The organism is Gordonia sp. Swx-4 (assembly GCF_030316175.1).
GTDB classification, from domain to species: Bacteria; Actinomycetota; Actinomycetes; order Mycobacteriales; family Mycobacteriaceae; genus Gordonia; species Gordonia alkanivorans.
Window position 1 is genome coordinate 4,346,027 of the sequence record NZ_CP128197.1, and the last position, 22,885, is coordinate 4,368,911.

Sequence of the window (22,885 nt, forward strand, 5' to 3'; positions counted from 1 at the left end):
CGGGGCAACGCTGCAGATGACGGGGAGGGTGGTCGTCCGATATGCCGGGCATGCGGAAGATCCTCGTCGTGGCGGTGACCGTGGCGGTCGTCGCCGCAGCGGCCGCGCTTCTCGTCGACGTCGGCGCGGCAATCCGCGGCGAACACCGACTGTCCCGGGCCCTCGCCGAATCCCCCCGCGTCCCATTCGATCCCGAGGTCACGCTCGCCGGGTTCCCCTTTCTCACGCAGGCCGCGAACGGTGAGTACTCGGGAGCGACGATCGCCGCCCGCGGCGTCGAACTCCCGGGTTGTGAACCCGTACGCGGCGTCTGTCGCGGCGAACTCGGCGCCGTACTCGGCCGATTCCGGGGTCCCGGACGAGGCGATTTCTCCGCGAGTGATGTTCTGCACACCGACTCGATCTCGGCCTACACCCGCCTCGATGCGGTCACCCTCGCGCGGTATCTGCACATCACCGACCTGACCGTCAGCACGCCCGGCCCCGACGGGAAGGCCGGCAGCGGTGGCCCCCAGGACGGGGTCGTCTCACGGTCGGAGGGGGTCGTCTTCACCGGGACGGTGGCACTGCCGCCCGACGACGGCCTCGACGCCGACGATCCGCCGTCCGCGTCGGCATACACCGGTCCGAAGGTTCGAGTCAGCGTCGCGGTCGACCTCTCGGTGACCAACGGTGCGCTGCAGATCCGGGCCACCGACTTCTACACCGGACCCGAACGTCACGTGGACGCCGATGTCGGCGAGGACATGCGCGCGGCCGTGCTCGACCGGTTCAGCATGGTCCTCCCCCGACTCCCGATGGCCTGGGGGCTCGTCGCCCAGCGCGCGGAGAGCTTCGGCGGTGACGTCCAGCTGGTGTCCGAATCGGGCGTCACCGACGTGCGTCCGGACCGGTTCTGACCCGACGCCGCGACCAGACTCGCGCACATTCCGTTCGCAGCCTTTTCTCGCAGGTCAGAGTGCAATCCACCCGGGGTTTCGGACTCTGTTCGGCACTGTTGTACCCTCGTTGGCATGCAACAGCGCCGTGAGTACATGCTCACACGTCGCCGGGCGATCGACTTCTGTCGTGTCGCCGATTGTTGCTGTCGCACGCACCGCTGACGGTGTGCCATGACAAGCGCTGCCCCGCAGCCGCGCCATGCGCACCGCCGATGACGACGGGGTGCGTTTCTCCCGAGGCCTGAGTGTCTTCTCCATGCGCCTCCTCGTTCATCACAGACAGAGCCGCGGGCGCCGTCCGCGCCTCGCCGCTATTCCGCACCATCCGATCCATCCATCACCAGTTATTCATCCGAAAGGAACCAGACATGGCACGTTCCGACGTCCTGGTCAGCGCCGAGTGGGCTGAGCAGAACCTCAACGCCGACAACACGGTCTTCGTCGAGGTCGACGAAGACACCTCGGCTTACGATGGCGGCCACATCCCGGGCGCGATCAAGCTCGACTGGAAGCAGGATCTGCAGGACGGCGTCCGTCGCGACTTCGTCGACGCCGACCGCTTCTCCAAGCTGCTGTCCGAGCGTGGCGTCGCCAACGACGACACCGTGATCCTCTACGGCGGCAACAACAACTGGTTCGCGGCCTACGCCTACTGGTACTTCAAGCTGTACGGCCACAACGACGTCAAGCTGATCGACGGCGGCCGCAAGAAGTGGGAGCTCGACGGCCGTCCGCTGTCCTCGGATGCGGTCACCCGTCCGGCCACCGAGTACAAGGCCTCCTCGCCCGACCTGAGCATCCGCGCGTTCCGCGACGAGGTCATCGACGCCATCGGCACCAAGAACCTGGTCGACGTGCGCAGCCCTGACGAGTTCTCCGGCAAGATCCTCGCGCCGGCGCACCTCCCGCAGGAGCAGGCGCAGCAGCGTGGCCACGTCCCCGGCGCCATCAACATCCCGTGGTCGACCACCGCGAACGAGGACGGCACCTTCAAGTCCGACGAGGAGCTCACCGCTCTGTACGCGGACAAGGGATTCGACGACAGCCGCGAGACCATCGCGTACTGCCGCATCGGCGAGCGCTCGAGCCACACCTGGTTCGTGCTGACCGAGCTGCTCGGCAAGAAGAACGTCAAGAACTACGACGGAAGCTGGGTCGAGTACGGCTCGCTGGTCGGCGCCCCGATCGAACTCGGAGAAGGAAAGTAACAACTATGTGTGCTGCACCCAAGCAGGGACAGAAGCTGCCTGCGGGCGTCGACGTGGAGAAGGAGACCGTCCTCACCGGACAGGTCACCGACGGCTCGGGCAACCCGGTTGCCGGCGCCTTCGTGCGTCTGCTCGATTCGACCGGTGAATTCACCGCCGAGGTCGTCGCCTCGCCCACCGGTGACTTCCGGTTCTTCGCCGCTCCCGGAACCTGGACGGTTCGCGCCCTGTCTTCCGTGGGCAACGGCGATGCGTCGATCAGCCCCGAGGGTCCCGGCATCCACGAGCAGGACATCATCGTCTCCAAGTGATGCAATCCTGATCGTGGGCGTCTGACACCCCACGACGAACCCGGTCACCGCATTGCGGTGACCGGGTTCGTCGTTTCCGAGGGTTGGAAGGGGTGGGTGTCCACCCCTTCCGTCCCCTGAGGAGCGAAGCGTTTCGAAGGGTGACCCCCTGAACTTCCCGGACATCCCCGGGTTAGAATTTGCGTCGTGGTCCTCTTCTTCGAAATCCTGCTGATCCTGGCCGCCGTGCTGATCACCTGGTTTGGTGTCTACACCCTCTACCGCCTGGTCACCGACGAGTCGTGACGTCCCACCCGGGAGCCGGTGACGCCGGCAACGAGCCAGTCGGCGCCGCCTCCTCCGGGGACGGTGTGCCTTCTGGCGACGGTGTCGTCGCCGACGGTGGCGCCCATCGCTCAGGCGACGAGGCGATCAACCAGGCCGAGGCACGCGCCGTCGAGTCCGGTAGCCGTGAGCGCAACATCCCTACGTGGGACGACCTCCCGCTGCCCGCGGACACCGCGAACCTCCGTCTCGGCGCCGACCTCCATCCCGGCCTGCTGGCACTGCTGCCGCTGGTCGGTGTATGGCGCGGCGAGGGCGAAGGCCACGACGTCGACGCCGACACCGACTACCACTTCGCGCAGCAGATCGTCGTCTCGCACGACGGCCAGAACTTCCTCACCTGGGAGTCCCGCTCGTGGGTCATCGACGACGACGCCGCCTTCGTGCGGCCCGACCTTCGCGAATCGGGATTCTGGCGCATCGGTGAGGACGACACCATCGAGTTGCTCCTCGCCCACGCCGAAGGGTCGGTCGAACTCTTCTACGGCACGCCTCTCAATCAGACCTCGTGGGAACTTGCGACCGACGTCGTCATCAAGTCCCAGTCCGGACGTCGCGCCGGCGGTGCCAAGCGGCTCTACGGTCTGGTTCCCGACGGCGACCTCGCCTACGTCGAAGAACGGGTCGGCACCGACGGTGACCTCTTCCCCCGACTGTCGGCCAAACTACGACGCCACGTCGGCTGAGCCCGGCCGCACTCTTCTCGACGCGCGCTCCGGGCGTCGCTCAGCGATGCACCCGGCTGCAGCCGCGTCGGCGATCCGAGAACGCCACGTACAGGTTGCGCTTCGGTAGCGCGCTGTACACCAGCGATCCGAGCATGACCACAACCGATCCGTATGCCGTGGCGGCTCCGGGGCGACCCGCCCATCCGGGGTGCACGGTTCCCGACGCCGAGACGTAGGGGCCACGTCCGGGCGAACCGGTCTGCCGTTGTCCCACCACCGAGAACACGTCGCTCTGCGCTGAGTGCGGGGAGACCGGGAAGTCGACCCGCTCACGCGGACCACATTCGACGACGCTGTACTCCGTCCCGGCCCGATGAACGACCGCAACCCAGCTGTCGCCGGCATTGCGAACAGTGAAAGTCGTTCCACCGGACCGGTATTGGTATGAGATCCGATCCTCCGCCGGGTCCCGTAGGCGGCAGCCGGCGAGTCCGCCGACCCAATCCGTGCTCCACGGGGTCAGGTAACGCTGGGCGAGGAACTCCCGCTCGGTCGGGATCGGGATGGTCACCGGCCTCGCCCTCCCCTGCTGGACCCACACCCCGCCATAGACCACCGGACGACCGTCGGCGCGTCGAGGCGCCTGCACGTTGGTGAACGAATCCTCGTCGGGCAGGATGATCATCTCGCCGGGTCCGAGACGCCGGAGCTCGACGCGGCCGTCGACGAAGAAGATCAGCGCGGCCGCGGGGCCGGCACCCCGGTTGTGGATGGACACGTGTTCGTCGTCGGCATGGAAGAGTCCGGCCTCGTGGGGGTCGGCAAAGGTGAAGCGGGGCGGCGTCGTGGTTCCGAAGTCGGGATCGCCGGGACCCCAGTACAGATCGTCCCACCGGCCGTCGCGAGCAGCGGCGTCGTCGGCGACAGCACCTCCGAGACCAGGACCGACCGACTGTTCGCGGACTGCGTTCGTGGCGACCATCGTTCTCTCCTCGGGCGGGTGTCCCCTGTGGCAGGTATTCGTGACAGGTACATCGCCGGACTGCTCCGGTTCATAACGCCCGCACCCCGAACTCTCGAGTAGTCCACCACCCGAACGACAATGTCCGGACACGATGCCCGGACATGGAACGGCCCCCGCATCGCTCATACGAGCCTCGTGCCGACCGGACCGGGTCGGGATGCGGGGGCCGGGTGACCACCTGGTATTCGTCGGCGCTGACGAGGCGGGGATCCACCTCCGGCGACACGAATGCCACACGGTCAGCTGCTAACGGATGGTCACCTCACATGTCCGATGAGATATCACTATCAGACCACCTCCTTCCCTGTGTACCCGCGAAAGTACGCCCGATTCCGGCGTCCCGCAACGGGATTTCGGAGGAGTGTCAGGGCACGGGAACCGCGGGTGCGCCCGATTCGGGGGCCGGAGCCGCGGGCGGTGCGGACGGCGCCTGAGACGGGGCCGGTGACTGCCCGGGCAACGGCTTGGCGTCCGGGGGCAGGGACTCGACGACCTCGAGCTTGGAGCGGAAGGTGTCGTCGGTGATGACCTCGATGTTGTTGATCATCCAGCGGTCACCCTGGAGTTCCATGTTGAAGGTCAGCCGTGACGGGTTGATGCTGACGAGTTCCTTCTGACCGCGGGTGACCGACTGGTTCATGAAGATCAGCACGTTCGAGGTGTCGGCGGTGTTGGTGACCACGCCGGCGTCCTGGATGGTCACCTCGGACACGACCTGCTGCTTGCGGACCTCCGCGGCGAGGTTGTTCTCGGTGATCAGTTTGGTGTACTCGGGTTTGGCCGGGCCGGTCAGCACGCTCATGGACTGGTCGATGTGGTCGCTGACGTTCTCGGCGTTGTAGCCGAACATGGTGTTCGCGTAGTCGCGTGCGGCGGCGAGCGAGGACTCGCGCGCATCCTCCACCGATCGACCCTCGATGTACCGGTAGCCGAGGAACGCGGTGGCCGCGAGAGCCGCGACGACGAGCACCGTGAGCACGATCAGTCCGAGGCGTCCCTTGTCGGTTCCGGGCTTCTTGTCGGCCATCACGCCACCCACTCGAAGTCGGTCATCTTCAGCTCACCGTTGATGCGGGTCATGTCGACGCGCCAGCGGAACACCTTGTCCTGGGCGGGGGTCTGGCCGTCGAGCGATTGCTGATGCCAGCCGAACACCATGATCACCGATCCCTCGTCGGGTTCGGACTTGGTGACCGCCGAGCTGAGGATGATCGACTTGGTCTCGAGCTTCCCGTCGCGGACGAGCGAGGCGACCTGCTGGATGTTGTTCTGGACCTCCTGCTTGACCTTGCCGGAGGTGTCGTCCTGCACCGATTTCAGTGTCTGGTCTACGGTGTCGGGGTTCATGCTCGTCAGGTTGATCAACACCTGCGAGGCGAATGCCGAGTACTCGGCCCGCAGGTCGTTCTGCTGGTCCTGGCGGGCGATGCCGAGGGCGAACACCACCGACGCCACCGCGCAGACGGCGATGAGCACGATCCCGACGACGACGCCGACCACGGTCCGCGACGACCGCCGGCCGGAGCCGCGGTAGCGGACCTTGCCCTTGCCCGTCTTCTCCGGGGTCTTCGACGCCAGTCGGTTGCGACGCCGCTCCCGGTAGCTGACGGTTTTCTCGACCTCTGACGGATCGGGGGCGATCTCCTCCCCGGCGTCCGGCTTCGTGAGCGACACCGCACCGGTCGCGGTCTCCGCGTTCCGGTCGGCCGGGGTCTCCACGGCATCCGGGGCGGCTGCATTCGGGGTGGCTGTGTCCTCGACGGCCGTCTCGGTCACCGGGGTTGCCGCTGAGCGCTGTGACGGCTTCTTTCCCCCCGAGCGGCCGCGGCGAATGGGTGCCGATCGGACCGGACGCTTGGCCGCCCGACGGTCGGTGGAGCCGGTGCGGTTCGGTGTGGTGTCGGTCGGGTTCCTGGTGACCGGGGTGGTGGTGCCGGTGCCCTCAGGGGTCACGGACTGACCGTCCCGCTGATCATCGTCTGCCATGTACTGCTCTGTCCCTGCCCTTCACGCCCCGTGCCGGCGTTGTACGTCTTGCCGTCGGGTCCGATGAAGTTGCCCGACTCCGGATCGTATGTCGTGGCGTACACCGCAGGCTCTGCCTCGAAGTCCTTCGGTGTGCCCGGTGTCACGGTACCGGAGGACGCGGGCTCCCATTTCAGGCCGAACGGCAGGCCGTTCTGGAAGGGATCCACCGAGCCGGGGTTCGGCTTGTACCCGGTCCGGCATTCCGCCGGCGTGGGCGCACGGCGGCCGGGGAACTCGGCACAGGGGTAGTTGCGGGCGCCGCGCACGGCGATGTTGGAGTTCTGCGGGACGCGGCACAGCATGCCCGGGGGCAGCTCGCGAGCGGTCTGTTCGGACGGCCACCGCCACTCCTCCTTGGGCAGGAAGCCGATGTTGCACCCTGGCCGGTCCTGGAAGCTCAGGGAGAAGTTCACGTTCGGCCCGAAGTTGTTGGTGCCGGTGTTCAGGGCGGTGATCAACGAGTTGATCAGGCGCGGGTAGAGCACCAGGATCTGTTTCCAGTTCGGCAGGTAGACCACCTGGGTGTGGGCGATCGTGCCCAGGTTCGACACCAGCAGCGGGTATGACCCGCCGAGCGATTCGAACAGGTCCTGCGCCTTCGACGTCGTCGACGGTCCCTTGCGGAGGATGTCGCCGATCTCGGGGCGGTCGGCCCGGAGCTGATCGGTGAACGCGGTGACGTTGCGGGTCCACGCCCGGATGTCGTCGGCCGTGCGGGACTGTGTGCCCAGCAGAGGTGCACCCTGTTCGATCAACGAAATCGTGGTGTCGGTGTTCTTGTTGGCCTCGCCGATGAACAGGGTCATCGAATCGAGGAGGCGCTGCAGCGACTCACCGGTGCCGTTGAAAGCGACGAAGGCCTCGTCGACGAGCGAGCGGAGTTTGGTGTCGCCGATCTCCTTCAGGAGCGCATCGGCCTGGTCCAGCATCGTCGAGATCTCCACGGGCACTTCGGAGACGGTGACCTCGGAGTCGTTGTGCAGGTAACCGGTCGGGGCATCGGCAGGCGGATCCGGGTTCGGGGTGAACTCGACGAACTGCTCGCCGATCGCGGAGACGCTGCGTACCGATGCCTTGGCCGATGCCGGGATGTCGGTGCCGGAGTCGATGACGAGCGTGGCCTGCACGCCGTCGTCGGTGAGCTTCACCGAGTCGACCTTGCCCACGTAGACGCCGCGGTAGCTGACGTTGGCGTTCTGGTACAGCCCGCCGCTGGTCTCCATGTTCAGCTGCACGCGATAACTGCCGACGCCGAACATCGACGGGATGCGGATGTAGAACAGCGCCATCACGACCATCGCGACCACGGTGACGATCGAGAAGATGATCAGCTGCATCCGGACGAATCTGGTGATCTTCATCAGCGGCCGCCCTTCTGATCGGCGGGCACCGTCGGCGGGGCGGTGGGCGAAGGCACCTGCACCGGCGGGATGAGGTTCGCCGGAACCGGTTCCGCGGTGTCCGGGAGCTTTTCCCCGCCGGGGATCAGCGGCGCGGTGAACGGATTGAGTCCGCGGGCGGCCGCACCGGCCGGCTTACCGAAGACGCCTTCGGGTCCGGTGACGCCGAGGCTGGCGAACATGGTCTCGCTCAGGCGGTCCACCGTGAGATCGAGTACGAGGTCGGAGTTCACGAAGTCGCCCTTGACGATCGTCCGGATGGTCGGCTCGTAGAACGGGAAGGTCAGCAGGATGTTCAGCGACTGCGTCATCGCCGGTCCCGAGGCCTGCAGCTGGTCGAGGGCGGGTTCGATACCCTCGACGATCGTGACGATGTCCTCGGTGTTGGCGTCGAGGATGTCGTTGGCGGTCTTCGACAGCTTCGACACCGAGGCGAGGGTGTCGAGGAACTGCTGACGCTGGTCGACGAGCAGTTGCAGGATCTGCGGGCTGGCGTCGAGTGCGCGTTCGATTGTGTCCTTCTGCTCGTTCATCGTGCGGGACAACCGATCGAGTCCTTCGGTGGCGCGGATGATGTTGTCCTTCTGCGCATCCAGATCCGCGACGAGGGTGTTCAGTCGCGGGATGAGCTTCTTGATCTGGTCCTCGCGTCCGCCGAACACCTCGCTCATCTCGTGCACGATGTCGCCGACCTGCGACAGTCCGCCGCCATTGAGGACCACCGACAGCGAGCTGAGTACCTGTTCGGTGCTGGGGTAGGTGCAGGCCGCAACCTGTTGTGCGGCGTTGATGTCGGGCACCGCCGGCACCTTCGGATCGGTGACGATGTTGGACTGCTCGGGGCACTTGGTCAGCGGGATCTCGTCGCCCTCTTCTAGGCGTCCGCCCTCCGGTTCGGCGGGCTGGACGATCTCGAGGTGCGTCGACCCCAGCACGCTGGTCATCCCGACCATCACATGCGATCCGCGCGGGATGATGACGCCCTCGTTGAGGCGGATCGTCACGAGTGCGTTCCAGTCCTGGACCTCGATGTCGCCGACGCTGCCGACGGTCGAGTCGTCGATGAGGACCGGTGCGTTGTTGACAAGGCCTGCGGCCGACGGGATGAGCGCGGTGATCTGGTACGACCCGCTGCCGGTTCCGGCCGCACCGGGGACGGGCAGCGAATTCGGTCCGTCGAAGGAACATCCGGCGAGCAGCGTCGTGAGCGCCACCGCGCCCGCCGCGAGTCCGCCCCGCAGGCGGGACGACATCATCGGTCACCCCCGAACGGCACCAGCAGGTTTCCGAGCGGAGAGCCGGCGTTGTCCCGCCGGGTCTCGTTGTCGATGCGACGCACACCGGCCTGGGCGCGGGCCTTCACGTCCGCGTTCTGGTACTGCAGCTGGCTCGGCAACGCATTCGCTCCCTGCACCGGGTTGGCGAGGAACGGCGGGTAATTCATCGAGATCGACGACAGCACCGGCGCGAGGATCTCCACACACTTGTCGATGTCCACTTTGGACGTCCCCGGCCGGTTGGTGGCATCCATCGAGCCGCAGAGCAGCGTGATCAGGTTGGTGCCGTTCGCGAGGCCGAAGACACCCGACAGGGAACCGGAGAGCGGGTTGTAGATGTTGTAGAAGTTCGCGAGCTGGTTGGGTGCGGAGTGCAGCACACCCTCGACCTGCTCGTTCTTGTCGGCGACGATCTTGGTCGTCGACGCCAGACGCTCCACCGACGACGACAGCGAATCCTTGTTGGTGTCGATGAAGACCTGTACGTCGGTCATGGCCGAGTCCAGACCCTTGAGCGCCTCGTCGAGTTCGGTCGTGTTGTCGGCGAGAACCGAACTGACCGAGGCGATCCGGCCGTTGAACTGCACGAGCTGCTCGTGACTGCCCGCGAGGGCATCGGTCAGTTTCTGCAGGTTCTGGATGGTCGAGAACAGATCTCCGCGTCCGGCCGCGAGGGTGCCGATCACATCGGACACCTCACGGATCGACTTGTTGATCGCGGCACCGTTGCCCGCGAGGTTCTCGTCGAAGACGTTGACCGCCTTGGCCGCCGAGCCCTGATCCGGTCCCTCCGGACCGATTGCCTCGGTCAGCTTGGTGAGCTGGGCCTTGATGTCGTCCCATTCCATCGGGACGGCGGTGCGATCCATCGGGATGTCGTGGCCGTCGGGCATGGTCGGTCCGCCCGAGTAGACCGGGGTCAGCTGGAGGAACCGCCCCGACACCAGGCTCTGCGCGACGATGACCGCTTTCGCGTCCTGGGGGATGTCGATGCTCTTGTCCACGCGCAGTTCGACTTTGACGTCGTTCTCGCGCGGCGTGATCTTCGAGACGCTGCCGACGTTGACGCCCAGCACCCGCACCGGGTCGCCCTCGTAGAGGCTGGCGACCGAGCCGAAGTAGGCGGTGAAGGTGTTGGTCGTGGACTTCAGGAAGACCGTCCGCCCGACGACGACCAGGGCGATGGCGAGCACGACGGCGAGCACGCCGAGCAGGACTTTGCGTCCGATGGTCATGGTCACCGTCCTCCTCTCGTGGTCGGTGCCGGTTTGGGATAGGTCGGGGACGGCAGCGGACCGCGCGGGGTGTCGGTGTTGTCCGGCGGGCCCAGCTTGTAGTTGTCCGGGATCAGCGGGAAAGCCGAGTACATCAGCGACTGCCAGACCTGCGGGTACCGGCCGCGCAGCGCGTTCAGGAAGATGGCGGTGTAGTCGCCGAAGGTGTTCAGGCCGACCAGGGAATCGAAGTTGGGACCGGATGCGACGGCTTCACCGAGGGTGTTGGCGAACGGACCCAACCGGTCGATCGTCTCCTTCAGGTTCTTCTCGTTGTCGGTGAGGATGTTCGCCACGCGGTCGAACTTCTCGAGCACCGGTGTCAGCTGGGCGTTGTTCTCGGCGATGAAGCCGCGCAGCTGCGTGGTGACGTCGCCGATCCCCTTGATCAGCTGATCGAGCGCATACCGGCGCATCTCGATCTCGCCGACGAGTGCGTTGGCGTCGATGAGCAGTCGGTTGATCTGGTCGTTGCGGTCCCCGACGATCTTGCTGACCTGGTTGGCCTTGGCGAGCAGGGCCCGGAGTTCGTCGTCGCGGTCGGCGACGGCCTTCGACAGTCGGGCGACGCCGTCGACCGCGCCCTGCACCTGATCCGGGGTCTCGGAGAAGGTGACCGTGAGGGTGTTCAGCGCGGTGTTGAGCTGGTCGGTGTCGGTTCCGGAGATCGTGTCGGTGGCACCTTCGAGCGCGTCCTGCAGCGAGTACGGCGCGATGGTGTTGCCCAGCGTGATCGATCCGCCCGGTTTGATGCGTTCGCCGCCGTGCGGGATGACCGTCAGGTTGCGGCGGCCCAGCACGGTCTCGGTGCGGATGGCGGCCTGTGTCTCGTCGCCCATCTCGATGGTGTCGTCCATCCGGAAGGACACCTTCACCTTGGTGCCCTGGTCGGTGCCGGCGAGTTCGATGCCCTCGACCGTCCCCACCTGCACACCGGAGACCGACACGATGTCGCCCTTGGCCAACCCGCCGGCGTCGTCGAAGTACGCGCTGTAGGTGCTGATGGGCGCCAGGTAGGGCAGCTTGTCCATCTGCATCGCGGTGATGACCACCAAGGCGATGACGACGATGCCGATGACACCGACCTGGGCGCGGGTGCGTCCGCCGTGCTTCTCCTCGCGCGCGATGTCGGCCTGGTCCGATTCTGTTCTGCGGCTGGAGAACATGCCGCCGAAGGGAAGGCTCATGAGCCGTCACACCTTCCGCCCGCACGGGTGGTGTCACCCATCACGTTGTTCGAGGTGTAGATGATCGTCTGCCCACCGGGTGCGGGGAGCAGGAGACGCAGGCGGCAGAAGTAGATCTGCAGCCACGCCCCGTAGGAACCGAGGTTGGACAGGGTCTTGTAGTCCTCCGGCAGGCGCGTGAGCAGGTTCCGGACGAACGGCTCGGCAGCCAGCAGCTCCTCCGACACCCGGCCGGTGTTGGTGACCATCGACTGCAGCGTGGGCCGGGTCGTCGAGAGGAGGTCGGAGAGACCGTTGGTGACCCGAGACGTCTGCGTGAGAGCGTTGCCGATCGTGCCCTTCTGCTCGGCGAGCCCGGTCACCAGCTGCTGCAGCAGGTCGACGCTGGTGTCGAGTCCCGCGCGGTCGCCGTCGAGCGTCGCGAGCGTGGTGTTCAGGTTGTCGATGACGTCACCGATGAGCTGATCCCGGTCGGCGAGGGCATCGGTGAACGACGCGGTGTTGGACAGCAGGGTGTTCAGCGCCCCGCCCTGTCCCTGGAACACCGCGATCAGCGAGCTGGTGAGCGCGTTGACCTCGTCGGCGTTGAGGGTGCGGAACAGCGGCTTGAAGCCACCGACGAGCTTGTCGAGATCGAGCGCCGGTTCGGTCTGGGTGACCGGGATCTGCGCGCCGCCGCCGAGGAAGGTCGAGGTGTCGCCGGCCCCCTGCTGGAGCTCGAGATAGCGGTCACCGGTGAGGTTCTCGTAACGGATCAGTGCCCGAACGGATTTCGGGAGCGGGTACTGCTCGTCGACGGAGAAGGTGATCACTGCCTCGTTGGCACGGTTCAGCCCCACGTCGCCGACGGCCCCGACCTCGACGCCGGCGATCTTGACCTTGCTGCCCGACTTCATGGCCGAGGCACTGGTGAAGACCGCGGAAAACTCGTTCGACGCCCCGGAGCGGTAGCGGCTGAAGACCACGACCAGCGCGACGAACACCAGGATCATCACCACGGTGAACGCGCCGAGCTTGATGAGGATCGCGCGGAATGCGCGTGCGCGGTTATCCACGGGGCGGCTCCCCGAACAAGATCTGGAACAGCTTCTTCGAGTTCGCCTTCGGCTCGGTCCTGGGCTGGTAGGGCTGAGGTGCATTGTCGCCCACGAAGAACGGGGCGTGATCGGTGGTGCCCGGGTCGGACAGGCCACCCGCACAGGTGGGCGGTGCCTCGACCCCGACCTCGGGCAGGTCGTACGGGTAGGCGTAGGGGTCCCTACCGGGCAGCAGACCGGCGTCGAGCATCAGCATACCGTTGCGGCCGCCCATGAACGGCGCGGCGACCTCGGAGGCGATGGCGCCCGCGGTGAGGAAGCACTTGATGCCCGGCGAGTTGTAACCGAGCAGCGCCGCAATGGGATTCAGATCCGACAGCGCACCGATGAGGGTCTTCTTCGTCGGTGCGATGACGCCGTCGATGGTGTTGGCCATCCCGGTGGCGTTGATCAGCAGCGCGTCGAGGTTGGAGGTGTTGTCCACCAACGTGTTCCCGACGGTGGTGAAGTTGTCGACGGTGCGCATCAGGTCGGGCATCGAGTCGGCGTAGACGTTGGTGACCGTCGCGCCCTCGCGGAACAGCCGGTTCAGCGCCGGCAGATGCGGATTGGTCTTGCCCAACAGGGTGGTCAGCTGCTCGAGCGCCACACCGATGTCCTCTCCCTGACCCGACAGCGCGGTGTCGACCGCGCCGAGCGTCGCGTTGAGCTTCTCCGGCTGCAGGTCGGCGAGTACCGAGACAAGCTGCTGGAAGACGGTGTTGAGTTCGACGACCACGCGGTCGGCCGAGATCTCGTCGCCCGCGCTGAGCTGTCCCTCGGCCTCGCCCGGCACGACGAAGTTCACGGCCTTGGCACCGAAGATGGTGTTCGACTTGATGTCGGCGACCACGTTGCCCGGGATCTTCGACATCGAGTCGTTCGCGATGTCGAGGGTGAGGATCGCGTTGCCGCCCTGCTCGTCGATCTTGCCGACGCGACCGACCTCGACCCCGCGCAGCTTGACCTTGGCGTCGGGATTCATCACCAGGCCGGCACGCGGCGCGACCAGGGTGATCTGCTGGGTGCCCTTGAACGCGCCGAGGAACGACGCGCTGGCGCCGATGATCAGCGCGAGCAGCGCCGCGACCATCGCGACGGCGGCCAGGCGACGGGTTCTCCGTGTCCGTTCTTGTTTTCTGCTCATGGTTTAGCCCGCCAGGTTGAACTTGCCGTCCGCGCCATAGATGGCGAGGGAGGTGAGCAGGGTGATCACGACGACCACGACGAGCGACGCGCGGACCGCGTTGCCGACCGCGACGCCCACGCCGACCGGGCCGCCGGAGGCGTTGTACCCGTAATAGGTGTGGATGAGCATCACCGCGACGGCCATGCAGATGGCCTGCACGAAGGACCAGAGGATGTCCGACGGGATCAGGAAGGTGTCGAAGTAATGGTCGTACACACCCGGTGACTGTCCGTAGAGGAACACCGTCGCCGAGCGGCTCGCGAGGAACGAGGCGAGCGAGGCCAGCGCGTAGAGCGGGATGATCGCGATCAGGCCGGCGATGATGCGGGTGCTGACCAGATACGGGATCGAGGAGATCGCCATCGTCTCGAGGGCGTCGATCTCCTCCGAGACCCTCATGGCGCCGAGCTGCGCGGTGGCTCCGGCACCGATGGTCGCCGCGAGGGCGATACCGGAGATCACCGGCACCGCGATGCGCACGTTGATGAAGGCCGAGAAGAAGCCGGTGAGCGCCTCGACGCCGATGTTGGCCAGCGAACTGTAACCCTGGACGGCGATCGTGCCGCCGGTGAACAGCGTCAGGAAGCCGACGACCACGACGGTTCCGCCGATCATGGCGAGCGCGCCGGTACCCATGGAGATCTCGGCGATGAGCCGCAGGGTCTCCTTCTTGTAGTGCTTGATCGCGCGGGGGATCGACACGACGCTGTCCCAGTAGAACAGTGCCTGATCGCCGATCTGGTCCCAGTCCTCGCCGGCTCGTTTCACCGCGACGCGCGCGGTCCGGAATCGGGTTGTGAAAGGAAGTACCATCGCTCAGCCCGCCGTCGCTTTGAGTCCGACCGCGGTGACGACGACGTTGACCACGAACAGCGCCATGAACGAATACACGACGGTCTCGTTGACGGCGTCGCCCACACCCTTCGCACCGCCCTTGACGTTGAGTCCCTGGTAACAGCCGACCATGCCGGCGAAGAGGCCGAACAAGGCGGCCTTGACCATGGAGATCATCAGCTCACCGAAGCCGGTGAGCAGCGTCAGGTTGGCCACGAAGGCGCCCGGGTTCACGTCCTGCAGATAGACGGAGAAGATGAAGCCGCCGCCGATGCCGATGGTGCAGACGAGACTGTTCAGCAGCAGCGCGACGCCGGTCGACGCCACGATGCGCGGCACGACGAGCCGGTGGATCGGGTTGATGCCGAGCACCTTCATCGCGTCGATCTCTTCGCGGATGGTGCGGGCACCGAGGTCCGCGCAGATCGCGGTGGCACCCGCACCCGCCACGATCAGCACCGTCACGATCGGACCGATCTGGGTGATCGTTCCCAGGGCGGCGCCGGCCCCGGACAGATCCTGCGCGCCGATCTCGCGCAGCAGGATGTTCAACGTGAAGCTGACGAGCACCGTGAAGGGGATGGCGACGAGCAGCGTCGGCACCATCGAAACACGGGCGATCGCCCACGATTGTTCTACTGTTTCCCGCCACTGGAACGGGCGATGGAACAACTCGCGCGCCGATTCGACGCCGAGCGCCACGAAGTCGCCGATCCCCCCAAGGGGCGTGGCCAGTTTGCTCAGCACCAGCGGACCCCCTTCACCCTCGAACCATCGCGAAACCTATCACGCAGAAACTCGACGAAATGCTCAGTTGACCAGAGCGCTTGCCGAGAACGTGCGTCCGGGATCGCGGTCGGCGAAGAAGCCCGTGAGGGTCTTGGCCAAGTCGTCGGAGTCCCAGGCATCGCCGTCGGCGGTGAACACCTCGTCGACCGTGGGTGCCGCCATGAGGGTGACCTTGGGGCCGTACACGACGAACACCTGACCGGTGACGCCGTCGGCCTCGGGTCCGGCGAGGTAGCTCACGAGCCGGACCACATGTGCTGGATCGAGCGGATCGACGCCGTCGGTGGGCGCGTCTCCGAAGACGTCCGCGGTCATCGCGGTCCGGGCACGCGGACAGATCGCGTTGGCGCGGACGCCGTAACGCTTGAGTGCTCGCGACGCGGACAGCGTGAGCGCGGTGATGCCGGCCTTGGCGGCACCGTAATTGGCCTGTCCCTCGGGGCCGAGCAGCCCGGCCTCCGAGGAGGTGTTGATGATCCGGCCGTAGACCGGGCCACCAGCGGCCTTCGACGCCGCACGCCAGTGCGACGCCGCATTGCGATTGAGCAGGAAGTGGCCCCGCAGGTGAACGCGGATGACCAGATCCCACTCGTCGTCGGTCATGTTGAACAGCATCTTGTCGCGGACCACGCCTGCGTTGTTCACGACGATGTCGAGTGAGCCGAGCTGCTCGGTGGCCGCGGCCATGATGGCACTGGCGGTGGACGAGTCGCTGATGTCACCCCCGACGGCGACCGCGCGGCCACCGGCCGACGTGATCGTGTCGATGACATCACTCGAATCGAGCGCTGCCGGAAGGTCGTTCACCACGACCGTGGCACCTTCCGCCGCGAGGCCGATGGCCTCCGCCCGCCCGAGACCTGCACCTGCACCGGTGACGACCGCGACGCGACCGTCCAACGAGTAACCCACCCGACATTCCTCCTGAGCTGAAACTAGAACCTGTTCTAGCATGATTCCCCGTCGGATGGAACCGAACGGGAGTTCCAGCTGGGTCAGTCCTCCACGACCGTGAGGGCGGACTTGGGGCAGTTCGCCGCCACCTGTCGCAGTTCCTCGACGCGGTCCGCGGGGATCTCTTCTTGGAGAATGACCAGGTAATCCTCATCGTCCAGGTCGAAGAAGTCCGGCGCCATCCCCACACAGATGGCATTGGACTCGCACAGGTCGAAATCTGCCTTGATACGCATCAGAACCTTCTCCTCACCGGCTCGTCGCCTGTTGACGGGGCTGCCAGAACAGGTTAGAACGTGTTTCAGAAACTAGACGAGCCTTACCCCCATAACTTGACCACAAGCGGGGTCCGGACGCTAGCCACCCACCCATGGAGTTTCGATGCGAATCGCCTATACCGATCAACAGTCCGAGCTCCGGCGGGAGCTCCGCGCGTACTTCTCGAACCTGATGACCGAGGACCGCCGGGCCGCTCTGTCCGGCGGCGACGGTGGCGAGCTCGGCGAGGGTGACGCCTACCGCGACGTCGTCGAGCAGATGGGCGCCGACGGTTGGCTCGCCCTGGGCTGGCCCACCGAGTTCGGCGGCCAGAACCGTTCGATGATGGATCAGCTGATCTTCACCGACGAGGCCGCCATCGCGGGTGCGCCCGTACCGTTCCTGACCATCAACTCCGTGGCGCCGACGATCATGCACTACGGCACCGACGAGCAGAAGTCCTTCTTCCTGCCGCGCATCGCCGCGGGCAAGTTGCACTTCTCCATCGGCTACTCCGAGCCGGGCGCCGGTACCGATCTCGCCGCCCTGCGCACCACCGCGGTCCGCGACGGCGACGACTACGTGATCAACGGCCAGAAGATGTGGACCAGCCTGGTCCCGTACGCCGACTACATCTGGCTCGCCTGCCGCACCGACCCGTCGACGCTGCAGGAGGGCGGCAAGAAGCACAAGGGCATCTCGGTGCTCATCGTGCCGACGACCGCCGAGGGCTTCAGCTACACGCCGGTGCACACGATGTCCGGGGTCGACACCAGCGCCACCTACTACCAGGACGTGCGGGTGCCGGCATCGTCGGTGGTCGGCGAGGTGGGCGGCGGCTGGCCCCTGGTCACCAACCAGCTCAACAACGAGCGGGTCGCGCTGTGCAGCGCGGCACCGATCCAGACCGCTCTGCGCGAGACGATCGCCTGGGCGCAGCAGACCAAGACCGGCGACGGCCAACGCGTCATCGACGCCCCGTGGGTTCAGCAGAACCTGGCCCGGGTGCATGCGAAGGTCGAGTTCCTCAAGCTCATCAACTGGAAGATCGCCTCGGCGGCCAGTTCCGGCGGCGCGCCGTCGCCGGCCGACGCCTCGGCGACCAAGGTGTACGGCACCGAGTTCGCGACCGAGGCCTACCGCCTGCTCATGGAAGTCGTCGGCCCGGCCGCGACGCTGCGCGCCGGCAGCCCCGGCGCCCACATCAACGGTCGCCTCGAACGCTTCCAGCGCACCTCGCTGATCCTCACCTTCGGTGGCGGCACCAACGAGATCCAGCGCGACATCATCGCCATGCTCGCCCTCGGCCTGCCGCACCAGCGTCGCTGACCCCACCCTCGAAAAGGCTCTCCACCATGGACTTCTCCCTCCCCGAATCCGGTGACGACGTCCGCGGCCTGGCCCGCGACATCGCCACCTCCGTCAGCACGCCCGAACGCGTCGCCGACCTCGAGTCGACCCGCGCGCCGATCGACTCCGATCTCTGGCAGCAACTAGGCAGCGCCGGTCTGCTGGGACTCGAACTGTCGTCGGCGGCCGTCGGCGATGCCGGTGGCGACCTGAGCGTCATCGAGAACGCCCTCGTCGCAACCGAACTCGGCCGGGTGCTCGCACGGGTGCCGTTCGGCCAGCACGCGGTGGCCGCGCTGCCCGTGATCGCCGCACACGGTTCGTCCGGTCTGCGCGACCGGGTGCTGGCGTCCGCCGCGTCGGGTGGTCTCGTCGTGTCGGTGGCCATCGAGGAGGACCTGGGTTCGCCGACCGACTCCCCCACCACGACGCTCTCCTCCGACGGCTCCCGACTGTCCGGCGTCAAGGTCGGCGTGCCCTACGCCGAGGCAGCGGATCTGTTGCTGGTCAACGCAACCGGCCCCGACGGAGTCGTCGTGGTGGCGGTTCCCACCACCGCGGAAGGCATCCGGATCACCGCCACCCCGGCGACCGGCCTGATCCCCACCGCACACGTCGAGTTCGCCGACGTTCCCGTCGATTCCGACGCCGTGCTGGCGGGTTCGGACGTGGCCGACGCGCTTCGGGTCCGGGTGACGCTGGCCTGCAGCGCCGAGCAGACGGGCGTGGTGGGGCGCGCACTCGAGTTGACCGCCGAATACGCCCGTGAGCGTGAGCAGTTCGGTCGCGCGATCGGCTCGTTCCAGGCCGTCGCCCAGCGTCTGGCCGATGGGTACATCGATGCCCAGGGTCTCGCCCTGACCACCACGCAGGCCGCCTGGCTGCTGGCCAACTCGGACAATGCCGGTGAGATCAACAATGCGATCGCCACCGCCAAGTTCTGGGCCGCTGAAGCCGGTCATCGGGTCGCGCACACGACGGTGCACGTCCACGGCGGCGTCGGCCTCGACACCAGCCACCCGGTCCACCGGTACTTCCTGCGCGCCAAGCACAACGAGTTCGCCTACGGTTCGGCGACCGCGTCGGTGCGCGCCATCGGCACCGAGTTGGCCGCCACCCCGGCGTGAGCGTCTCGGGAGCCGTGACCCAGCGGTCCACGGTCGCCGGCCTGCTGGCCGACCTGTCCGCCGTGACCGATCGCGGTGTGCACTTCGAGGACGAATTCACCCCCTGGGCGCGTCATCTGGACGATGCCGCGGTCCGGGCCGGCGTCCTGCTCGAGTGGTTGTCGCCGGAGCGACCTCCACACGTCGGCGTACTGCTCTCCAACACAGCAGAATTCGCCGCCCTGTTCGCGGCCGCGGCACGGCACGGATTCGTCCTCGTCGGATTGAACACGACCCGCCGAGGAGCCGCGCTCGCGGCCGATGTCGCACGCGCCGACTGCCAGATCGTGCTGTACGGCAACGACACCCGCGAGTTGCTGACCGACGTCGACCTCGGCGATGTCCGCGTCGTCGACGTCGACGGGCGGGAGTGGTCGTCGGCGGTCTCTGCCGCTGCTGCGGCGCCGCTTGCCGAGGCTTCACCCGACGATCTGCTGATGCTGATCTTCACGTCGGGAACCACCGGCGATCCGAAGGCCGTGCGTTGCACCCATCGCACCTTCGCGGTCAGCGGACCGATGCTCGCCGAGCGTTTCGAGATCGGCGCCGACGACGTCGTCTATCTGTCGATGCCGATGTTCCACTCGAACGCGATGATCGCGGGCTGGAGTGTGGCAGTGGCCAGCGGTGCGTCGATCGCGTTGCGCCGCAGCTTCTCCGCGCGCGGCTTCGTCGCCGACCTCCACCGCTACGGCGTGACCTACGCCAACTATGTCGGCAAGCCCCTCAACTACATCCTCGCCACCGACCCGCATCCCGACGACGCATCGAGTTCACTGCGGATCATGTACGGCAACGAGGCGTCGGCGGTGGACCGGAAGCGATTCGCCGAGCGGTTCGGTTGCCGCGTCGTCGACGGATTCGGTTCCACCGAAGGCGGTGTCGCCATCACGCGTACGCCGGACACCCCGCACGACGCGCTGGGTCCCCTGCGTGAACCGACGGCCGTCGTCGACGTCGAGACCGGACAACCCGTGCCGACCGGTGTGATCGGCGAGATCGTGAACTCCTCCGGGCCGGGACTGTTCGCCGGCTACTACAACGATCCCGATTCCACCGCCGAACGCATGCACGGCGGCATCTACCACACGGGCGACCTGGCCTGGGTCGACGACGACGGCTACCTGCACTTCGCCGGCCGACTCGGTGACTGGCTGCGCGTCGACGGCGAGAACCTCGGCACCGGGCCCATCGAACGAATCCTGCTGCGGCATCCCGCGATCCGACAGGCCGCGGTGCACGGGGTTCCGGTGGAGATCGGCGACGAGATCGAGGCGGTGGTCGTCGTAGACGGAAGCCTGAACCCCGACGACTTCGCCGAGTTCCTCTCCGCGCAGGACGATCTCGGCCCGAAACAGTGGCCACATCGCGTGCGGATCGTCGACGCGCTGCCCGAGACCGCGACCTTCAAGACCGTCAAGCGCCTGCTCGCGGCGAATCCGGAGCCGCCCACCTGGCGGCGCGACGGTCGCGCCTACCGCCCCTGACGCAAACCCTCCCCTTTTCCGTAAACCCGCCCCTCGCTAACGGGGCGGATTTACGGAAAAGGGGTGGGTTTGTGGGCGCCTGTGCCCGCGATCCTGCCGCTGCATGTGGATCGTTCCCCAGCGATCCCACTGGTCCCACTAGGGTGTGAACGACGTTGGCGACGGCAAAACGCCAGGACTGCGTTGTGCGTGCTAGCTTCGACCGGAACATGCGGGGGAGATGATGTCAGAACTAATCGTAGAGCCGCCGTCGCTGGTTTCGGCCGCCACCCAGATTCACGACTGTGCGACCCGCATCGGCGACCTCAGCCTCAATGCTGGCCTCGGAACCAGCTTTATGACTCAAACGTTCAGCACACTCGCTGGCTCTTTCCGAGGCGCGACTGACGACATGTCAGGTATCGCTGCGCACGGTGATCGTCTAATCCAAAGCTCCTTGTCGACTGCCTCCAATGCTGTATCAGCATTCGCAGAGCTGGTGATGGCATGCCGAAACACCACCGTCGAAACGGATCAGAGCAGCGGGAAGCTCATCCGCGACGCGGTCGCGTACCCCGCACGTGTCGGACCTGCGACAGACCACCCGGTTCCGGTGCCAATCCTGATGGACGTACTCACGAGGGCGCCATGTTAGATGCCGCCTAGCTACAACGAAGTCACGTCATGGAAGCCCTCAAACCTCGTCTCCATCGCGAACGGGATATTCGCGCTCAAAGCGAGCCTCGACCTGGAAGCACCTCTAGCCGGGAACCCAGTCCTCGACCTCACCCCCGCTGAATGGACAGGCGAGGCCCGAGGACCAGCTGATTCGAGAGCAGAATCGGTCACGCGATGGCTGAGGAACGTCGCGGACGAGTATGGCGATCTGGCATCCGCCGCCACTTCCGGAGCGGCGAATATAGAGAGTGCTGTTACCACACTCAAGAACGCTACGGAGGCGGCGGGCGACCAAGGTTATATCCTCGACCGCGGAAGCCGCGAGTACACCGTTACGTTCGACCCGAACACGGCCCCGTCCGGCGCCGAGTACAGCGCAGATCTCGCCTTCCAACATCAAACGGCTTTGCCTGCTCACGGCACGGCATCCGACCAGGCAGTTACCGACACCAAAAACGCGATTGAATCGGCGCTCAGCGAAATCGGTGGAATCACCCCTGCGTCCATCGCTACCGCCAGCGGCACCATGACGCGAACAACCAATCAGGCGAAGGCCTTTGAGCAGGTATACGGCTACATGCCCGCCACGGCGAACGACTGGCGCATTGCCGCCGCCCTCGATCCGCACAGTTACGACCCGAAGAACAAGGGCGTGCCGCCGGCTATCAGTGTCATAAAGATAAGACCTGTCCCCGGGCAAGGCGTTGTAGCCACTGGATTGTTCATTCCTATTGACGAGGTCATCGCCGGCATGAAAGCGGACAAACCGCTGCCACTCCCTAGGAATCTAGGCGACAATCGCGAATTCGATGTCAACTTCGCACCCGAAGACACCCGCGTGTCATACTTCATCGATTATGAGAATGGCGTAATCGTCGCACGCCAGAATCCATCTGTCGATGAGCACGGCAATGTGAAGACCGGGACGCCCTCGGTCAAGGCCAGCCAACTGGCTGACGGAACGGTCGCAATCGTCTACGAAGGTTCAGATCCACTGGCCCCTGAGATCGCAGCGGACCTCGGTTGGTCCGTGAATGGCCAGACCATTGTCACACCTGAGGCCGGCGGCGCTCGCGTTTCAGGCGAGGCCACAGACTATCCGTCGATGGAGACGTACCAGCATCTACCTGACGGCCGCACTGAGGTCCTTCACCGCGACGACGCGGGCGACCACGACAAGACCGGACCTATGTTGAACCTCAAGTTCCATCACGACTACGGAGACTACGACAATGACCTCGATCGCTTTCCGACGGAGAAGTACACGTCACCTGGCAATCACTCGTATCCGATTGACCTAGGCAACATTACCGGCATGACCGACCTGGGTAGCGCGGACGATCCTCCTGAGCTTGAAGGAGCGCGATGAATCGCCAAGACGTTCTCGGTCTGACGAGGTTTTCTTTCTCCGACTCTTATCACCCCTTCGGCCGATGACTCCAGAGGAGAGTCAAAACGACTCGAACCGTCACGCACCCCAAAC

The 22,885-nt window shown here is 66.1% G+C and carries 21 protein-coding genes; 8 read left to right on the top strand and 13 right to left on the bottom strand.

Translation table 11 applies throughout. The features are described from left to right. Positions 1 to 41 precede the first annotated feature (41 nt). The 4 genes from PWF70_RS19650 (at position 42) to PWF70_RS19665 (ending at position 3,470) form a co-directional block, all read left to right on the top strand. Positions 42 to 899, top strand: coding sequence for an LmeA family phospholipid-binding protein (locus PWF70_RS19650; RefSeq protein WP_035755843.1), 858 nt, complete (start codon positions 42 to 44; stop codon positions 897 to 899). 410 nt (positions 900 to 1,309) lie between these two features. Then, positions 1,310 to 2,149: a sulfurtransferase gene (locus tag PWF70_RS19655; RefSeq protein WP_006358669.1), complete on the top strand. Its 840-nt coding sequence runs from the start codon at positions 1,310 to 1,312 to the stop codon at positions 2,147 to 2,149. A 5-nt stretch (positions 2,150 to 2,154) separates the two neighbouring features. Next, positions 2,155 to 2,460 (top strand): DUF1416 domain-containing protein, encoded by a 306-nt coding sequence (locus PWF70_RS19660; RefSeq protein WP_006358670.1) that lies wholly within the window; start codon positions 2,155 to 2,157, stop codon positions 2,458 to 2,460. A gap of 281 nt (positions 2,461 to 2,741) precedes the next feature. Beyond that, positions 2,742 to 3,470: a heme-binding beta-barrel domain-containing protein gene (locus tag PWF70_RS19665; RefSeq protein ID WP_042377536.1), complete on the top strand. Its 729-nt coding sequence runs from the start codon at positions 2,742 to 2,744 to the stop codon at positions 3,468 to 3,470. A gap of 40 nt (positions 3,471 to 3,510) precedes the next feature. Here the strand turns inward: PWF70_RS19665 and PWF70_RS19670 are convergent, their stop codons facing one another. The 13 genes from PWF70_RS19670 to PWF70_RS19730 form a co-directional block, all read right to left on the bottom strand. Beyond that, positions 3,511 to 4,434, bottom strand: a complete 924-nt coding sequence (locus PWF70_RS19670) for a hypothetical protein (RefSeq protein WP_143932415.1) — start codon at positions 4,432 to 4,434, stop codon at positions 3,511 to 3,513. Between the two features lie 406 nt (positions 4,435 to 4,840). Further along, the gene (locus PWF70_RS19675) at positions 4,841 to 5,503 is read right to left on the bottom strand and encodes a hypothetical protein (protein ID WP_006358673.1); all 663 of its coding nucleotides are present in this window, start codon (positions 5,501 to 5,503) and stop codon (positions 4,841 to 4,843) included. Continuing rightward, positions 5,503 to 6,429, bottom strand: a complete 927-nt coding sequence (locus tag PWF70_RS19680; RefSeq protein ID WP_006358674.1) for an Rv1363c family protein — start codon at positions 6,427 to 6,429, stop codon at positions 5,503 to 5,505. Before PWF70_RS19680 ends, PWF70_RS19675 begins: the two co-directional genes overlap by 1 nt. Next, on the bottom strand, positions 6,426 to 7,865 hold the full coding sequence (locus PWF70_RS19685; protein WP_006358675.1) for an MCE family protein: 1,440 nt from the start codon (positions 7,863 to 7,865) through the stop codon (positions 6,426 to 6,428). Before PWF70_RS19685 ends, PWF70_RS19680 begins: the two co-directional genes overlap by 4 nt. Continuing rightward, on the bottom strand, positions 7,865 to 9,160 hold the full coding sequence (locus PWF70_RS19690) for an MCE family protein (RefSeq protein ID WP_006358676.1): 1,296 nt from the start codon (positions 9,158 to 9,160) through the stop codon (positions 7,865 to 7,867). The genes PWF70_RS19685 and PWF70_RS19690 overlap by 1 nt, the downstream gene beginning before the upstream one ends. Further along, positions 9,157 to 10,416, bottom strand: coding sequence for an MCE family protein (locus PWF70_RS19695; RefSeq protein WP_035754644.1), 1,260 nt, complete (start codon positions 10,414 to 10,416; stop codon positions 9,157 to 9,159). The genes PWF70_RS19690 and PWF70_RS19695 overlap by 4 nt, the downstream gene beginning before the upstream one ends. Positions 10,417 to 10,418: 2 nt before the next feature. Further along, positions 10,419 to 11,642, bottom strand: a complete 1,224-nt coding sequence (locus PWF70_RS19700) for an MCE family protein (RefSeq protein ID WP_006358678.1) — start codon at positions 11,640 to 11,642, stop codon at positions 10,419 to 10,421. Further along, entirely contained in the window at positions 11,639 to 12,697 is a 1,059-nt protein-coding gene (locus tag PWF70_RS19705) for an MCE family protein (RefSeq protein WP_006358679.1), read from the bottom strand. Before PWF70_RS19705 ends, PWF70_RS19700 begins: the two co-directional genes overlap by 4 nt. Then, positions 12,690 to 13,811 (bottom strand): MCE family protein, encoded by a 1,122-nt coding sequence (locus tag PWF70_RS19710; RefSeq protein WP_006358680.1) that lies wholly within the window; start codon positions 13,809 to 13,811, stop codon positions 12,690 to 12,692. Before PWF70_RS19710 ends, PWF70_RS19705 begins: the two co-directional genes overlap by 8 nt. Positions 13,812 to 13,868: 57 nt before the next feature. Then, complete coding sequence (locus PWF70_RS19715) at positions 13,869 to 14,720, bottom strand: MlaE family ABC transporter permease (RefSeq protein WP_004022039.1); 852 nt, start codon at positions 14,718 to 14,720, stop codon at positions 13,869 to 13,871. A gap of 3 nt (positions 14,721 to 14,723) precedes the next feature. Continuing rightward, positions 14,724 to 15,488 (bottom strand): MlaE family ABC transporter permease, encoded by a 765-nt coding sequence (locus tag PWF70_RS19720; protein ID WP_279958340.1) that lies wholly within the window; start codon positions 15,486 to 15,488, stop codon positions 14,724 to 14,726. Between the two features lie 63 nt (positions 15,489 to 15,551). After that, complete coding sequence (locus PWF70_RS19725) at positions 15,552 to 16,442, bottom strand: 3-oxoacyl-ACP reductase (protein WP_035754642.1); 891 nt, start codon at positions 16,440 to 16,442, stop codon at positions 15,552 to 15,554. Between the two features lie 83 nt (positions 16,443 to 16,525). Beyond that, on the bottom strand, positions 16,526 to 16,720 hold the full coding sequence (locus PWF70_RS19730; RefSeq protein ID WP_035754640.1) for a ferredoxin: 195 nt from the start codon (positions 16,718 to 16,720) through the stop codon (positions 16,526 to 16,528). 145 nt (positions 16,721 to 16,865) lie between these two features. Between PWF70_RS19730 and PWF70_RS19735 the strand changes: the two genes are divergently transcribed. The 4 genes from PWF70_RS19735 to PWF70_RS19750 all read left to right on the top strand — a co-directional run bounded on the left by PWF70_RS19735 (position 16,866) and on the right by PWF70_RS19750 (position 22,771). Beyond that, positions 16,866 to 18,071 carry an acyl-CoA dehydrogenase family protein gene (locus tag PWF70_RS19735; protein WP_035754638.1) on the top strand — a complete coding sequence of 402 codons (1,206 nt, stop codon included), beginning with the start codon at positions 16,866 to 16,868 and terminating at the stop codon, positions 18,069 to 18,071. Between the two features lie 26 nt (positions 18,072 to 18,097). Further along, a complete protein-coding gene (locus PWF70_RS19740) occupies positions 18,098 to 19,219 on the top strand; it encodes an acyl-CoA dehydrogenase family protein (RefSeq protein ID WP_006358685.1) in 1,122 nt (373 codons plus the stop codon). Then, the gene (locus PWF70_RS19745) at positions 19,216 to 20,745 is read left to right on the top strand and encodes an AMP-binding protein (protein WP_286352738.1); all 1,530 of its coding nucleotides are present in this window, start codon (positions 19,216 to 19,218) and stop codon (positions 20,743 to 20,745) included. The genes PWF70_RS19740 and PWF70_RS19745 overlap by 4 nt, the downstream gene beginning before the upstream one ends. Positions 20,746 to 21,379: 634 nt before the next feature. Beyond that, the gene (locus PWF70_RS19750; RefSeq protein ID WP_006358688.1) at positions 21,380 to 22,771 is read left to right on the top strand and encodes a hypothetical protein; all 1,392 of its coding nucleotides are present in this window, start codon (positions 21,380 to 21,382) and stop codon (positions 22,769 to 22,771) included. Positions 22,772 to 22,885 lie beyond the last annotated feature (114 nt).